This window comes from Bacterioplanoides pacificum (assembly GCF_042648445.1).
Classification (GTDB): domain Bacteria; phylum Pseudomonadota; class Gammaproteobacteria; order Pseudomonadales; family Oceanobacteraceae; genus Bacterioplanoides; species Bacterioplanoides pacificum.
In genome coordinates, this window is the sequence record NZ_JBHRYB010000013.1 from 93728 (window position 1) to 109475 (window position 15748).

The window sequence follows — 15748 nt, forward strand, 5'->3', positions numbered from 1 at the left end:
ATTACCCCTCTTTCAGGAAAAAGCGCCGCAGCACTGATCTGCGGCGTTTTAAGCGAAGCGAATATCGTCTCCTGAAGATCGAATGCCAGCCCGGTATTTATGTTTGGCCAACCCCGTATCACCTGACTTTGGTTGGCCGTGTTTTGACCTAGTATGGATTGAGTAACAATGACAGAAAAACAGGTTCCATCCTCTGATCACGCCAGCACCGATCAGCTGTTTTTAAAAGCGGAGCAGTTATCCGCGGACTTTTCTCTTTTTCCCGAATACGACGACAACCCGGTCGATCACACGGTAAAAGGGCTGATTGCCCCGGAACAGTGTGACAACGAACGTGAGCGTCTGGCTGCACTGAACATCGATGATTACATCGAGCAAGTTGTTGCGCCGAGCGAAAGCAATAGCCGCATGGGCGCCAAAGCCATCGTTAAACACCTGATTCTGCGGGTGATTACCGAAGTCGAAGACGGCCCGCTGTACACCTGTGAAGCGGATATGGATTTCGCCGGTAAAGTGCGGCGGGTTGGTTTTATCTGCCAGAACCGCGAACACGCCAACGGCGTCTGGGGACCACAACATCACAATAAAGCCGCAGAGCAGGTACGTGCCTTTGCTCAGCGTTCAATGCCGATTGTGACCTTTATCGACACCCCCGGAGCCGACGCCGGTGAAGCCGCAAACGCCGGTAACCAGGCACATTCAATTTCCCACCTGATCACCGAAATGGCCAATAACGATGTGCCAACGCTGGGGATTATCTGGGGTGCCGGTTATTCCGGTGGCGCCATTCCGCTGGCCACCACCAATATCCTGTTATCCGTGCGTGACGGTATTTTTAATACCATTCAGCCACAGGGTCTGGCGTCCATTGCGCGTAAATACAACCTGTCGTGGCAGGAATGTGCCAAATACGTCGGGGTGTCCGGTTTCGAGTTAAAAGAAGCCGGCATCATTGATGGCATCATCGATTACGCCCCCACCGATGCCGATGAAAAACGCTTTAATCTGCACCAGGCAGTGGTCAGCGGCATTGAATCGATCGAAGCCAGCTCAGCGGAATTTGCCCGTAATAACCCGTATCTGATGGATCATTACCAGCGTGCCATCGAACGCTTTTTAAGCCCGTCGGAAAAGCTGGCCAAAATGCAGAAAAAGACCAACTTCTTCCTGGCCGAATCGCCGACCGAACACCTGAATATTTTTGGTCTGACCTACCGTTACACCCGCTACCTGGCACTGCGCCGTCGTATTCATTCCACCACGGTGGAAAACTACGGCCGCTTGGCAGAAAAAGAAATTCCTGAAGGCCAGCTGCAACAGCGCAACGAACGTGAAGCCGCGCGTAAATTCCAGAACTGGTTACAAGCGCCGGAAAAAATCGTTTACGACGATCAGCTGCACAAAAACTGGAAAACCTTCTGGAGCAAATACGAAGACCGCGACGAAAGCCGTTCAACCATTGCCCGGATGTTTTTTGGTGAGCCGAAAAACAACTATCTGAAAGCCAAGCAGGAGCTGTGTTTCAGCCTCGGCCTGTATCTGTTTAACCGCTGGAAAGCCGATGCTCCGGTAAACTTCCAGGGCCTGCTGAATTACCTGGAAGACTACAAACAAAGTCGTTTCCTGTTACGCGCCAACGATATTCTCGATACCGATGAGGTCGCCGACTTTATCGAAAACAACCCTCATCCGCTGGCAGCTTACATTCGTGAAGCCCTGCCCCATGAAGTGCGTCAGGACCTGACCCGTCAGATGGCCGGCGAACACACCAAAGGCGCGCTGAAACAATCGATTGCCAGCGCGCTGAACACGGTATTAAAACAACAGGCGATTCCGGCTGAAGTACGCGACCAGCTTAAGCTGTCTGCCCGTACTGAAGCCCTTACCAACAGCGTTGCCGCCGCCAGCGTCGAAGCGAACCGGCGTATCGTCGAAGAAGCCCTGGCGCCTTATATTCAGTTTCGTCAGGAAAACATTCAGAACCCGGCTCACCCGGACATCACCATTCTTGATGCCATTCTGCACGACGAACTGCGTCATGAATTCACCCAGGTATGCCAGAACATGCTGGTGTTTGGCCAGCTGTACGATAACTTTATTTCCAACCTGGTAAGCGTGGCCAAAGAGGCCAACGAAACCCGGGCGTTGTCACGTGATGCGGTGAAGGAACTGCTGGAAAAATCCCTCGCCGAAGCCACCGATGGTCCGAGCTATACGCCACAACAACGCGAATCCTTTAACCACTGGCTGAGTTACTTTATTAAGAGCTCTGCCCGGGTCGACTTCCTCAAATCCGTGGAAGAGTGGAAAAAGCTGGCCTTCCCGCGCCTGTCTGACACCTTGTTTGTGGTGATTACCTTTATCTTCGAAAAACTGCTGGCGGAATATCACGAAGCCGAACAGGAAGGTAAAAACTACAATGGCCGTATTAACCCGGTCTCCATTGGCCGCCGCAAAGACTTCTGGAACCGTCTGACTATGGGGTACCACGATCTGCTGATTCAGCAGGTTCTGGACGATACCAAACGTCAGAAAAAGACCTCCCCGGATGCCATCATCGAGCGCTTCTTTGCCGACTTCGAAGAGACCAATGCCTCTCTGATGTCCGCCGACCCGGTCGCCTTCCCCGGTTTTCGCAGCTCAATTGAAGGTGCGCTGAACAAAGGGGAAAAACCCTGCGGCGTGATCACCGGCATCGGCACCATCAAAATTGGTGAGCGCCAGCAACGTGTGGGCGCTCTGGTATCGAATCTGAACTTTCAGGCCGGCGCCTTCGATATGGCCAGTGCGGAAAAATTCTGCAAACTGATGGTCGAATGCGCCCGTCAGCAGCTGCCGATTGTGTGTTTTGTTTCCTCCGGTGGCATGCAAACCAAAGAAGGGGCCGCGGCGCTGTTCTCCATGGCCATTGTCAACGACCGCATCACCCGCTTTATTCGTGATAACGACCTGCCGATTGTGGTATTTGGCTTTGGTGACTGTACCGGTGGTGCTCAGGCATCGTTTGTGACCCACCCGCTGGCCCAGACCTATTATTTCTCCGGCACCAATATGCCGTTTGCCGGTCAGATTGTGGTGCCGAGTTACCTGCCAAGCACCTGCACGTTATCGAACTATTTGTCGGTGTCGCCGGAATCCATGGACGGCCTGGTTCAGCACCCGTTTTTCGACGATCTTGATAGCCGTTTGCGCGCCATCGACCCGGATATGCCAACCGCACGTCACACTGTCGATGATGTCCTTGATCGGGTTCTGCAGGGCTATATTACCGCCGCCCGGTTAGCACCGGATACCGGTGAAATGTCCGACGACAACAAAAAATACAGCAAAATTGATAAAGTACTTATCCATGCCCGCGGCTGTACTGCGGTCAAACTGATCCGCAAAGCTCAGGACAACGACATCAAAGTGGTACTGGTGCAATCCGACCCGGATATGGATTCGGTACCGGTGGACATGCTGGGGCCGGAAGACCGGGTGGTGTGTATCGGTGGTAATACCCCGGACGAATCCTACCTGAACGCCAAATCGGTATTACGGGTTGCCCATCACGAAGGCATCGATGCCCTGCACCCCGGGATTGGTTTCCTGTCGGAAAGCAGCCAATTTGCTGCCTTGTGTGGCAACCACGATATTAATTTTGTCGGTCCGCCGGTGTCCTCAATGGAAACCATGGGTAACAAATCCAACGCCATTAATACCGCCATGCGGGTTGAGGTTCCTGTGGTGCCCGGCTCGCACGGTATCCTGACCAGCTCGGCCAATGCCGCCAGCGTGGCTGACGAAATTGGTTACCCGGTGCTGTTAAAAGCGGTACACGGTGGTGGTGGTAAAGGCATTCAGGTGGTGGAATCACCGGATAAGATTCATACCCTGTTCCATCAGATTTCCACCGAAGCCAAAGCCGCCTTTGGTAACGGCGATGTCTACCTGGAAAAATACGTCACCTCGCTGCGCCATATTGAAGTGCAGGTATTACGTGACAGCCACGGTAATACCAAAATTCTCGGCCTGCGTGACTGCTCGGTACAGCGTAATAATCAGAAAATTTTTGAAGAATCCGGTTCCACCATGCTGCCACGCGAGCTGGAACAAGGGGCGTACGACTTCGCAGCGAAACTGGCCGATGCGGTCAATTATGTGGGTGCCGGCACCGTCGAATTTATTTTCGATCTGGATAACAACGCCATCTACTTTATGGAAATGAATACCCGGCTGCAGGTTGAACACCCGGTGACGGAACGGGTGTCTGGCATCGATATCGTCAGCACCCAATTTAAAATTGCCGAAGGAGCAGCGATTGACGATCTCAAGCCGGTTGCCAAAGGTTACGCCATCGAAGTCCGGGTCAACGCGGAAAAAGCCGTCCGTAAAGGCGACGACGTCGAGTTTGTGCCAACCCCTGGACTGATCCGCGACTGCGTCTTGCCGGAAAAAGATCATATTGAACTGATTTCGATGGCGGCAGCGGGTAAACAGGTATCTCCCTTCTACGACAGCATGGTGACTCAGATTATCTGTTACGGCGAAGACCGCGACGATACCATCGCCAAACTGCGTGCTTACCTCGACGAAGTACGGATCACCGGCGTCTGCACCAACATTCCGCTGCTGAAGCGGGTGCTGGATGACGAGGTCTTCCGTAACGGTGTTTACGATACCACCTATCTGCCACAGTTCCTGGCCCGGATGGACGTTGATGCACTGATCAGCGACATCGAGCAAGCGGCCGATTTAAGCGCCGATGCGGTCGACGCTTCGGAGCTGAAGATCGAAGGTTCCGATGAGCTGAAAGTACTGTCACCAAGTACCAGTATTTTTTATGGCTCACCGTCGCCGAGTGAACCGCCCTTTGTTAAAGAAGGCGATATCATCGATGTACAGCAGACCCTGTGTCTGATGGAAGCGATGAAAATGTTCACACCACTGAGCCTGAAACAGTTTAACCGTCAGGATAACGAACTGTATCCGGCCAGCCAGCGCTTTAAGGTGACCCGCATCATGAACGCCGATGGCCAGCAGGTGAACCAAGGCGATCTGCTGTACGTCGTCAAGCCGGTTAAGGATAACGGCGAAGCCTGATCCAGCTCAACAGAGCAGCACACAGCGCCACCGCAAGGTGGCGTTTTTATTCCCATAACAATTATATTGATGTAAGCCACACAGCCGGAATGCTTATGCTCTTATCATCGTTTCGCCACAGCCTGATATTGCTGTGCTGTTATGCAGCCAGCCTCAGCGCAGATACCCTGTACATCGCCGCCGAAGACAGCTGGCCACCCTACTCCGACAGTCAGGGCCAGGGCATTTCACAACAACTGGTCAGCGCTGCGTTACAGGTGGTTGGTCATGATTTTCGCAGCGAAGCGGTACCTTACGCCCGGGCACTGACACTGGCCGATTACGGCGATGCCGACGCAGTCTGGAACGTCACGCTGGATGACTCCACCCGGCTGCGGTTTCATTTTGGCCAGCAGCCACTATTGCGTGCCAGTGGTTATTTTTATTATCCACGCGGCCGGGAACAGTCGTATCAATCACTGGCCGAGGTACCGGACAATACCCGCATTGCAGTGATTAATAACTACGAATACGGCAATACCTTTGTCGCTAATCAGGCACGTTTCCAGCTGGTCAGAGTATCGACTCAGGAACAGGTTATTAAATTATTGCTGTCCGGTCGGGCAGAGATGGCGATTATGTTTGACCGGGTAGCCGACTACACCATGCAACAAACCGACACTCAGGGACAACTCAGCCGCGGAGCGCTGAATCACGTCAGCGACATCTATCTGGCGTTTAATAAAAGTAAGGCCAGCAGCCGGCGTTACGCCCGCGATCTCGATCGCGGCCTGGCGGAAATTCGCGCCAACGGCCGTTATGACGCTATCCTGAGGCAGTCGTATAAACATAACATTGCCGACTAATAATCCGCTGCCGTCAGCCAGCCTGGCGCTGGCGCCACACCAATAACCCCTGAGCATTCAGCCGCGCATCCGTCTGTAACCAGCGCCGTGCCTGATCGCCATCCAGGCCACGTTGCGTCAGCTGGCTGGTCAGCCAGTTCAGAATGGCCTCTGTCAGCGAGGCTTCATCATCCTGTTGTTGTGCCAGCGCCACAAAAGCCTCCAGACTGGCAAATAACTGCTGGCGATTATCGTCGCTGGCCGCCACCGGGCCAAAGTGCGTCAGATACAAGGCCTCAGGCTGCAGTGCCCAGATCCGGTTAATGCTGGCACGCATAGCTTGTGGATCAAAATGCACCGGCGTGGTGGTCACAAATAATAACGGCCGGCCATCAGCATCATCAAACTGACGGTAGGACAAACCACAAGTATCACCGGTAAATACCGCATTACTGGCGCTGTCGTGGATGCAGATATGGTGTAAGGCGTGCCCCGGGGTATCGAAAAATGTCAGTGTCCGGCCGTTAAAATCCAGCGTTTGCTGATCCTCCACGCTCATCACCCGCTGAGCAGCCACCGGCACCAAAGCGCCGTATAACGCCTGGTATTGTTCATCGCCATACACCGCCCGGGTACCGGCTTCCAGCTTTTGTGGATCTATCATATGACGTGCACCACGCGGATGAACCACCAGGGTGGCTTGTGGGCAGTGTTGCATCAAGGTGCCGGCACCTGCGGCGTGATCGAGATGAATATGGGTCAGAATGATCCAGTCCACCTGCTCTGGCTGATACCCCAGGTCGGCAATCAGAGCCAGCAAATGAGCCGCACTGCTGGCTGTGCCGGTTTCGATGATCGCCAGCCGGCCCTGTTGCTCCAGCAAATACACACTGGCCAGACCTTCAGCGATATAATCGGCATCCAGCTGGTAAATGCCATGGGCGTGCGCAATGACATGGTAGTCACTCATATTACGGTTCTCTTTAATGAGTTATCAGATAATAGCATATTGCACAAAAAGTTGACCAAACAGCCATATCAGCAGCGACCGCTGCGTTATGAGTATCATCTGACGGATAAAGGCCTGGGCTTATTGCCGGTTATTCAGCAACTGGCATTATGGTCGCAACAGCATCACCCGGAGTGTTACCACATCCCGGCAGAATTTTTTGCATTAAGCACTGATCAGGCCACTGGCAAAATTCGCTAGCGGCCAAGGGTATTGCTGTTCAGGCGAGGAACAGCGAATGATTAAAGGTGAGTTACAAACTGCGATTAATCGAATTGCCGCTTTCCGGCTCAAATTCCACAATGCCGACCGAATCGTAGCCAAACAACAAGGTACCGGTGTTTTTATTCAACCACATCGGACCATAATTCAGCGTTAACGTTGCCAGCGGACCTTCTTTGCACAACGGGAACCAGGAGGCCCAGGGGTCTCGGCCACTGCAGCTTTTATCGGTGATTAAAATCGATTTAGCACCCGGTTTATAAGCCGTCACCATCGCCGAGTTCATCTTCCCGGAAATCCAGAACACGCCACGCTGATCATCCCACTGAATATGCCGCCAGGCCTGAGGCTTTGGCGATTTACGCAAAATAGCCTTGCGATTACCGCTATTCGGGTCGATTTCAAACAGGGTTTTTTCCCCCGTAGAATGGGTATAGATTTTACCATTGTGCAAATACGCCCCCAGCATCGGGCCACGCATATCGAGACCACGGCCCACTTTCAGACCATCATCCCGCTTGCCACTGAGAGAGATAAAATCACACTGCTTACCATCTGAGCTTACCCGGGCAAAACCGGTTCCACCCATTTTGCTGTTATTAAAGCTAACGATGAAGGAGCCGTCCTGCGGGTCAACGGCAAACACTTCCTGAGTATACTGGACGTACTTCTGGGATTCCCGGCGAATGGTTTTACGCCCGGATGGGCACTGGCCATATTCGCCATTACGCGCTTCCCACACCACACTGCGCTGGCCGTTTTCAGGATTAACGCGCAAAATGACCGGACCACTGCCAAAACTGTTCTTGTTGTTTTTACGATACACATAAGAAAAGGCATACCAGTTGCCATCCGGCCCCGGCTTAATATCTTTTAACAAGTTAAACGCCGGGCCCTCGGCAATGGTGTGATGACCGTATTCATCCTGAGCATCACCACTGACAAAACGTCGCGACCAATCATCCATATTGTACGCCACCACCAGACCTTTACCGTCTTTACTGTTATCCCAGTAGACAGAGGCAATCAGCTCATTATTGTCGTAATCAATAAATCCACCACTGATATGAGCGTTATGGTAGGTCGCAAAAGACGGGCCTTCGCCAATGGTGCTGCCGCGGTTCAAAGCCACCTCAGTGGGGCGCATGCACTCTTCAATTCCGGTACTGATGCTGGAGTTATGACCACAGCGGCAATCGGCATCCAATGCGGTTTTATGCTTGATGTGCTGCTTCAACGGACAACTGCGATCAGCGTATTTAGCGTCAGGATTGCTAAGAGAGGTTTCGGCAATCACCGGCTGGGTTAAACACACTAGCAAGGCAGCCGACATGACATGTTTGAACAACATACTAAGTCCTTTGGGTATCGGTAAGTTGTTCAAGTTTAACCGGCGATAGGCAAAGGGCAACGAAAAATTGCCCTCCTTCTGATACAAAACCGATCCATCGTTAACTCAGATATTCTCCGGGTAACTCAGTTAACCCTAAAGGGTTAATTCTTAAGAATGTCCCTGAAAATCAGACTGAAATATTCACGCGATGCATCCACGATTATTTACCTGGACGCTCATTGAATACCTTCTGCATTGAATACTTTCTGAGTTAAATACCGTATCGCACTATGCCGGCCGATTCAGCTCGGCCAGGGATCGAATCACACACAACGTCTTACCCTGCGATTGCTGCTTCAGACGGGCAAAAAAAATCGTCGTCCCAGAATACCGGGCAGCGCTTAAATCGGGTTAGCCGTTAAATTTTATCAGCAAAGTACGCCATGATTTCCTGCGTGGTCATCTCCTTGGTTTCATTAGCAAAACAATAATAACCAGGGCATGCATCACTGAAATACTGCACATCCATCTGCAAACCGGGCAGTGGGTTTCAGAACAAGCCACAGATAACACTCCATTTTTTATGCGGGTTGTAAGTTGCCATTAATATCCGCCAGACGTCCGTCAGCGTCAAATACAAACGTTAAATCACCGGCTTCTGTCACCGCCGAAATTGACGCTTCCGTTTCACTGACTGCGTAGCCCTGTGCTGTCAGAAACGCGGTTATCATAAGCCGGTGATCAACATCAAAGACAGAAATAACCTGAGAGATAACAGAAACAGCCTGCTGCGGAGATACCGGAGCCGTTACCTGTGGCGGCAGATCATTCAGCAGGAAATACAAAGCTCCACCGTCATAAGGTCCGCGATAATAACAACTTAACGGATTCAGCACGGAGGCCATCATAGCAATGGCATGACCATCGGCAACACTCGTTGAATAGCTGCGTTCCTTCAGCTCGGCTATGTTTAATTCTTCACCCAGTGCTTTTAAATCTTCGCCACTTTTCAGCAACGCAGCCGGCAGGTTGCTTGCCTGATTGGCCCAGGCCCACAACCAGGAATTATCACCGTCTGATTCCGTACCCAATAACTGAATCGGGAAACATAAGTCATCACCAAAAGTCGCCTGACCTGCTCCCAGATCAACGCCCCACCCCCTTTCACCTAATAACTCTGCAAACGCCAGCTGTTTGGCAAAAGCACTACCGACATGCTGAGACAGCAACTTTCTGAATTCCGGACTCACCGTATTCTCCTTTAACGTGATATTTACTCGGAAAGCGGCAGTATATCAGAGAGGTGATTAAGCCAGACACCGGCTCTGACGCGTACTTCTGATTGCATCACATTTTCCGACCGCTCCGCTGAGAAAAGAGTTCAGCATCAGAGCCACCTGAGCGCAGCATTCACCTTCAAAATCTGAATTTATTAATTTTTTATCCGACTGAATATTTTCAAAAAAGTGGTCCAGTGATAACAGGCCGAAATGGAGTAAGAGATTTTTCAGGGATATTAGTTCAGGCATCCTGATTAACTATTTATTCCTCGATTGGATCACTGACAGTCGCTTGATAGTCCACCATAGCTAATAGCTGGTTTCCTCGCAATTCATGGAATGGAAATGCCGAGTATTCAAATCCTCTAGGTGACAAATCTAGCTCAAGCTTAGTATCAGATAACGAAAGCTTTCTAGCATGAAATGGATAGGTACCTTCATTAATTTTTGTAACCATGAACGCTATTGGAAAAAAGCTTAACAAGCTAACGATTGCTGTATGGCCCTCATTTTTGAATCCAACGTATTTAGCACTCACATGCCTATCATATGGATAAAACCAATAATAGATTTCGTGAGTATCGCTAATTGCATCATTATTCCCAAGAACAAACTGCTTAAGAGGATCAAAATATGGAGATATCTGAGATTCAGTTTTGCACTCCTCAACAGATGTAGCTGACAGTATGTGCCCTATCATTGCTCTAGAGTATTTCACAGCATTAACATCTACTACTATATTGGGACTATTACGAGAGATTGAATAGCGACGTATTCTATTTGTTAGCGATTTGCAGACTCTTGCAACCTCAGAGTCATTCTCACCTAAATGTTCATTGTTACACCTTTCACAAATTGTTTTGAACTTACTTCCGTTTGAGGATTGAATCCCTCTAATTTTATGTTCTTCCACACCCAGCACTTCGGTAACGTGCCGCTGCTCAGTCTTGGTTATAAGGATGCTTCCTTTAGGAGGTACATGTAGTGGTTCTGCAATTCTGAGCAGCCAGCTACGCCCACAGGCATGAATGTACAAACCGCTACCACGCAGAGCGTGGGAGCGAGTGGTTTTCACCCCGAGAGGCACTATGGGAGCGAGTGGCAGGCATTTCCACGCGGAGCGTGGGAACGAGGGGGTAGTCAGCGCCAACGGCGGGCATAAAAAAACCGCCCGAAGGCGGTTTTGTTACCGAATGAAATTAATTCGATAAAGCTACGCTTTAAAGATCATTCCCACTCTATTGTAAACAAGACATTTTTATCTTTTATATTCAATGGCTTATTTTCCTGCTAATTGGTAATACCATGAAAAATACCATGCTCAGAAAAGGCTTAACAATATTTTGAAAAATTGCCTACTGAGCGCTGCCGCACAGCTCCATAGGCCGCTTTCCTGGCTTTGCTTCCAGATGTATGCTCTTCTGCTCCTGCAGCTAATGGATCACCGCAAACAGGTTACTCGCCTGGGGATTCCCTTTCGACCCGAGCATCCGTATGATACTCATGCTCGATTATTATTATTATAGAAGCCCCCATGAATAAATCGCTCATCATTTTCGGCATCGTCAACATAACCTCGGACAGTTTCTCCGATGGAGGCCGGTATCTGGCGCCAGACGCAGCCATTGCGCAGGCGCGTAAGCTGATGGCCGAGGGGGCAGATGTGATCGACCTCGGTCCGGCATCCAGCAATCCCGACGCCGCGCCTGTTTCGTCCGACACAGAAATCGCGCGTATCGCGCCGGTGCTGGACGCGCTCAAGGCAGATGGCATTCCCGTCTCGCTCGACAGTTATCAACCCGCGACGCAAGCCTATGCCTTGTCGCGTGGTGTGGCCTATCTCAATGATATTCGCGGTTTTCCAGACGCTGCGTTCTATCCGCAATTGGCGAAATCATCTGCCAAACTCGTCGTTATGCATTCGGTGCAAGACGGGCAGGCAGATCGGCGCGAGGCACCCGCTGGCGACATCATGGATCACATTGCGGCGTTCTTTGACGCGCGCATCGCGGCGCTGACGGGTGCCGGTATCAAACGCAACCGCCTTGTCCTTGATCCCGGCATGGGGTTTTTTCTGGGGGCTGCTCCCGAAACCTCGCTCTCGGTGCTGGCGCGGTTCGATGAATTGCGGCTGCGCTTCGATTTGCCGGTGCTTCTGTCTGTTTCGCGCAAATCCTTTCTGCGCGCGCTCACAGGCCGTGGTCCGGGGGATGTCGGGGCCGCGACACTCGCTGCAGAGCTTGCCGCCGCCGCAGGTGGAGCTGACTTCATCCGCACACACGAGCCGCGCCCCTTGCGCGACGGGCTGGCGGTATTGGCGGCGCTGAAAGAAACCGCAAGAATTCGTTAACTGCACATTCGGGATATTTCTCTATATTCGCGGTTCAGCAGGCATGTCCCCTTTGAGGGCGACCCGAGTTCATGTTAGCTGCTGGGCTTAATTTTGATAAAATAGCTTATTTTTTGAGATAATAATTTGTACTTTTGTGGCTTCACTTCCAAAAAGTATACAACACGTGGCAAAGCCTTGGATTAAATAATTATTAGGGTAATTCTCTTCAAAACCCACTTTTATGGTATAGTACTCGGGAATTCAGATAATAAGTGCGACACTCATGGCTGAACGGCGAGAGGTGGCCAACTGCCGAAGGTGGTACGCTTCAGCTCGCCAAAGTCAAAGTAAGTATCACCATGAGTTATCAGCAGTTGACCGAGGGGAAACGATACCAGATATCGGCTCTCCTTACGCAGGGATATTCCCCTGCAGCTATCGCTACTGTAGTTGAAGTTCATCGCTCCACAGTCTATCGGGAGATGAAGCGTAACAGTCATGACGGGGTATATGAACCCGAGGAAGCTCATGCCAGAAGCCGCGCACGTCGAGTCATGGCACGCAAATACAGAGTGCCGGAGCAGACCGTCATGTATGTGGAGCTGACGTTGTCTTGGCATTGGAGTCCGGAACAGATCAGCGGTATCGGCAAGCTCATTGGTCTGCCGGTGAGCCATGAGTGGATATACCGTCATGTCGCTGTCGATAAGGCCCGTGGCGGCAAGCTCTACAAGACATTGCGCCAAGGGCACAAACGGTACCGCAAGGGCAGCAACAGCAAGCGTGCGGTCATCTCGGAGCCGATTTCGATCGACGATCGTCCGGCCATCGTGGACACGCGGGAGCGCTTTGGTGACTGGGAGGTCGATACTGTTCTGGGCAGGCATGGTAGCGGGGCGTTGGTCACACTGGCGGAGCGCAAGAGTCGTCTATATCTGGTTCGCAGGGTCGACGCCAAGCGGGCTGCGGATGTGCGGGATGCGATCATCGATATGCTCATGCCCTATGCCGACCATGTGCATACAATCACGGCGGACAACGGCAGCGAGTTCGTCGAACACAAGGCCATATCGGATGCGCTGGGGGCGGAGTTCTACTTTGCTCACCCATACTCCTCATGGGAACGCGGACTGAACGAGAACTTCAACGGGCTGCTGCGGCAGTTCATCCCGAAGGGCACAGATCTGAGGCTGATTACGGATGAAGATGTGCGGTGGGCAGAGAAAAGGTTAAACCTGAGGCCTCGTAAATGCCTCGGATTCAGGCAGCCCGAAATGGTGTTCCAAGAATACCTTCAGGCTGCATAGGCGGGTGTCGCACTTCGGAGTTGAATTCGCGCTCTATTAGTATTATGCTACAATTATTTTGTTGTATAATTTAATCAAGTTTTTATGGAAAACCGTAAATGGTTTAAGACCTATATGTTTATATGGGCTGGACAGTTTGCTTCAATGCTTACAAGTTATGCTGTTCAGTTTGCTATTGTTATATGGCTTAGTCTGGAGTACAAGTCAGCCGAAGTTTTAGCCTACGCAGGAATAGCAGCTATGTTGCCTCAAGCATTGATAGGCTTAATAGCAGGTGTATATGTTGACCGTCTCAATCGTAAATATGTAATGATTTTTTCGGATGCTTTTATAGCTCTCTGTGCCCTTTTGTTACTCGTCATTTTACAAAATGAAAATGTTAATCTTATATGGATATACATTTTATTGGGTTTACGCTCTGTTGGTAATGCTTTTCACGCTCCGGCACTACAGGCAATTGCTCCGCTGATTGTACCCCAAAATGAATTGATAAAGGTAGCAGGAATTAATCAGGTGTTACATTCGGTTTGCAGTATTGGTGGTCCTGCCATTGGCACATTAGCCATTGCTTATCTTCCTATTTCAAAAGTATTGTACTTGGATTTGATTGGAGCATTGCTGGCTATTCTTTCACTCGTGATGGTGAAAATTCCCAATGTGGTTGCGAAGTCAAAATCGTCTGCACATTCTATTGCTACAGAATTTTCGGAAGGGTTTCAGACTGTTTCAAAAAACAAAGGTTTGCGTTATCTTTTTCTTTATGCAATGGCGATAACCTTTGTTATAATGCCAGCTGCCATTATGTTTCCGTTGCTCACAACAGGGCATTTTGCAGGAGGAAAATGGGAGATAGGAATTGTAGAAGTGGTTTGGGGCGGAGGTATGCTTATTGGCGGTGTCATCCTGAGTATTTTCAAATTGAAAGGCTCAAAAGTAGTCGCAGTCAATGTTATGTATGTATTATTGGGACTTACATTTATTTTGAGTGGTGTATTACCTGCAAGTTGGTTTGTAGGATTTGTGATGGTAACAGCCATTGGCGGTATCAGCCTGTCTGTTTTCAATGGCTGTTTTACAGCAATTGTACAAACAGAGGTAAGTCCTGAAAAATTAGGACGTGTATTTTCACTTTATTATAGTTTGGCAGTTTTGCCAAGTGTAATCGGTTTATTATTCACAGGCCTGATTGCAGAAGTTATTGGTGTAAACATTACGTTTATCATAAGCGGTTGTTTGGCAATCCTTGTGGGTATTCTTTCGTTTAGCACTCGCAACTTAATGCAATTAGGTAAAATCAAAAATATTTAAAAAAATGAAAAATAGAGATATTCAAAAATTAGCGGAAAGAAATGGGTTAATTCTTTCGGATGAAATGAGTTTTAATGAAATGGGAATTGATTTTAAGGTTGGTTTCGCTACAGATAGGGATGGCACAAAGTGGTTGTTGCGTATTCCAAGAAGAACAACCTTAGGCGAACAGATTGCGAATGAGAAACGCATTCTTCAATTGGTGTCGAAATACCTTTCGGTTCAAGTTCCTGATTGGCGTATAGCTAATGAAAAACTGGTAGCCTATCCTTTGCTCGATGGAAAACCTGCACTTACTTATGATGCGGAGACTTATGAAGTAACCTGGAATATGTCTAAAGAAAACGACCTTTATATACCATCATTAGCGAAAGCACTTATAGAACTTCATTCAATTCCTACGGAAGAAGTACTTCGTAATAATCTAAAAATTTTGACACCTGAACAGGTTAGAAATGAGATTTCTGAAAGATTGATTTTGGTGAAATCTGAATTAGGGATAAATGCCGAATTAGAACTTCGGTACCAAAAATGGCTGGATAATGATGCCTTATGGCCGAATTTTACAAAATTCATTCACGGTGATTTGTATGCAGGTCATACACTTACTCATCATAATGGAGAAGTTTGTGGAATTATTGATTGGTCAACTGCACAAGTCAGCGATATAGCACAAGATTTTTCAGGTCACGTTACTGTTTTCGGTGAAGAAAGTCTGAAAAATTTAATTGCGGCATACGAAAAACAAGGTGGAGAAGTATGGGATAAACTGTTTGAACAAGCAGTTGAACGAGCTGCTGCCGCACCTCTAGCTTATGGATATTTTGCTTTAGAAACACAAGATGAAATTCATCTTAGTTCTGCAAAATTACAGTTAGGTGTTGAGTAGATTTTTTTTAGTAGGGGCTGACACCTTAATCGGGTCAACGTATAGGAAGAATAAACGCCCTTTTCACCCAAGTCCAACAGCTTTGGACCGCAGTTGACTCTTTCGACACCCCTGCGATGCAACCCAATCCGGCTGACGGGGAGCCAGCAACGCTGAAAATTT

General features: G+C 49.6%; 11 protein-coding genes. 7 read left to right on the forward strand and 4 right to left on the reverse strand.

Translation table 11 applies throughout. The features are described from left to right. The first annotated feature begins 168 nt into the window (after positions 1-168). Both ACFOMG_RS11660 and ACFOMG_RS11665 read left to right on the forward strand, forming a co-directional pair. On the forward strand, positions 169-5082 hold the full coding sequence (locus tag ACFOMG_RS11660) for an ATP-binding protein (RefSeq protein ID WP_376866808.1): 4914 nt from the start codon (positions 169-171) through the stop codon (positions 5080-5082). Between the two features lie 95 nt (positions 5083-5177). After that, positions 5178-5927 carry a substrate-binding periplasmic protein gene (locus ACFOMG_RS11665; RefSeq protein WP_376866809.1) on the forward strand — a complete coding sequence of 250 codons (750 nt, stop codon included), beginning with the start codon at positions 5178-5180 and terminating at the stop codon, positions 5925-5927. Positions 5928-5940: 13 nt separating this feature from the next. Here the strand turns inward: ACFOMG_RS11665 and ACFOMG_RS11670 are convergent, their stop codons facing one another. Continuing rightward, positions 5941-6876: an MBL fold metallo-hydrolase gene (locus ACFOMG_RS11670; protein WP_376866810.1), complete on the reverse strand. Its 936-nt coding sequence runs from the start codon at positions 6874-6876 to the stop codon at positions 5941-5943. Here ACFOMG_RS11670 and ACFOMG_RS11675 point away from each other — a divergent pair. Continuing rightward, a complete protein-coding gene (locus ACFOMG_RS11675) occupies positions 6862-7116 on the forward strand; it encodes a winged helix-turn-helix transcriptional regulator (RefSeq protein ID WP_376866811.1) in 255 nt (84 codons plus the stop codon). The two genes, ACFOMG_RS11670 and ACFOMG_RS11675, sit on opposite strands and share 15 nt — an antisense overlap. Before the next feature lie 52 nt (positions 7117-7168). Here the strand turns inward: ACFOMG_RS11675 and ACFOMG_RS11680 are convergent, their stop codons facing one another. From ACFOMG_RS11680 to ACFOMG_RS11690, 3 genes are all read right to left on the reverse strand, one after another. Then, on the reverse strand, positions 7169-8488 hold the full coding sequence (locus tag ACFOMG_RS11680) for a hypothetical protein (RefSeq protein ID WP_376866812.1): 1320 nt from the start codon (positions 8486-8488) through the stop codon (positions 7169-7171). Positions 8489-9051: 563 nt separating this feature from the next. Then, positions 9052-9720 carry a DUF6882 domain-containing protein gene (locus ACFOMG_RS11685; protein WP_376866813.1) on the reverse strand — a complete coding sequence of 223 codons (669 nt, stop codon included), beginning with the start codon at positions 9718-9720 and terminating at the stop codon, positions 9052-9054. Positions 9721-10012: 292 nt separating this feature from the next. Continuing rightward, complete coding sequence (locus ACFOMG_RS11690) at positions 10013-10663, reverse strand: hypothetical protein (protein WP_376866814.1); 651 nt, start codon at positions 10661-10663, stop codon at positions 10013-10015. Between the two features lie 621 nt (positions 10664-11284). Here ACFOMG_RS11690 and sul2 point away from each other — a divergent pair. The 4 genes from sul2 to ACFOMG_RS11710 all read left to right on the forward strand — a co-directional run bounded on the left by sul2 (position 11285) and on the right by ACFOMG_RS11710 (position 15586). Further along, positions 11285-12100, forward strand: coding sequence for a sulfonamide-resistant dihydropteroate synthase Sul2 (sul2, locus tag ACFOMG_RS11695; protein ID WP_001043260.1), 816 nt, complete (start codon positions 11285-11287; stop codon positions 12098-12100). A gap of 341 nt (positions 12101-12441) precedes the next feature. After that, entirely contained in the window at positions 12442-13389 is a 948-nt protein-coding gene (locus tag ACFOMG_RS11700) for an IS30 family transposase (protein ID WP_376866859.1), read from the forward strand. 84 nt (positions 13390-13473) lie between these two features. Next, positions 13474-14697, forward strand: coding sequence for a macrolide efflux MFS transporter Mef(C) (gene mef(C) / locus ACFOMG_RS11705; RefSeq protein ID WP_085286200.1), 1224 nt, complete (start codon positions 13474-13476; stop codon positions 14695-14697). Positions 14698-14701: 4 nt separating this feature from the next. Next, the gene (locus ACFOMG_RS11710) at positions 14702-15586 is read left to right on the forward strand and encodes an Mph(G) family macrolide 2'-phosphotransferase (protein ID WP_014386803.1); all 885 of its coding nucleotides are present in this window, start codon (positions 14702-14704) and stop codon (positions 15584-15586) included. Positions 15587-15748: the final 162 nt, after the last annotated feature.

Excerpts from the sequence above, each read along its gene's own strand:
- ACFOMG_RS11700 (WP_376866859.1), top strand. The coding sequence starts at position 12,442 with ATGAGTTATCAGCAGTTGACCGAGGGGAAACGATACCAGATATCGGCT.
- ACFOMG_RS11665 (WP_376866809.1), top strand. The coding sequence starts at position 5,178 with ATGCTCTTATCATCGTTTCGCCACAGCCTGATATTGCTGTGCTGTTAT.
- ACFOMG_RS11680 (WP_376866812.1), bottom strand. The coding sequence starts at position 8,488 with ATGTTGTTCAAACATGTCATGTCGGCTGCCTTGCTAGTGTGTTTAACC.
- ACFOMG_RS11710 (WP_014386803.1), top strand. The coding sequence starts at position 14,702 with ATGAAAAATAGAGATATTCAAAAATTAGCGGAAAGAAATGGGTTAATT.
- ACFOMG_RS11660 (WP_376866808.1), top strand. The coding sequence starts at position 169 with ATGACAGAAAAACAGGTTCCATCCTCTGATCACGCCAGCACCGATCAG.
- sul2 (WP_001043260.1), top strand. The coding sequence starts at position 11,285 with ATGAATAAATCGCTCATCATTTTCGGCATCGTCAACATAACCTCGGAC.
- ACFOMG_RS11670 (WP_376866810.1), bottom strand. The coding sequence starts at position 6,876 with ATGAGTGACTACCATGTCATTGCGCACGCCCATGGCATTTACCAGCTG.
- ACFOMG_RS11675 (WP_376866811.1), top strand. The coding sequence starts at position 6,862 with ATGGTAGTCACTCATATTACGGTTCTCTTTAATGAGTTATCAGATAAT.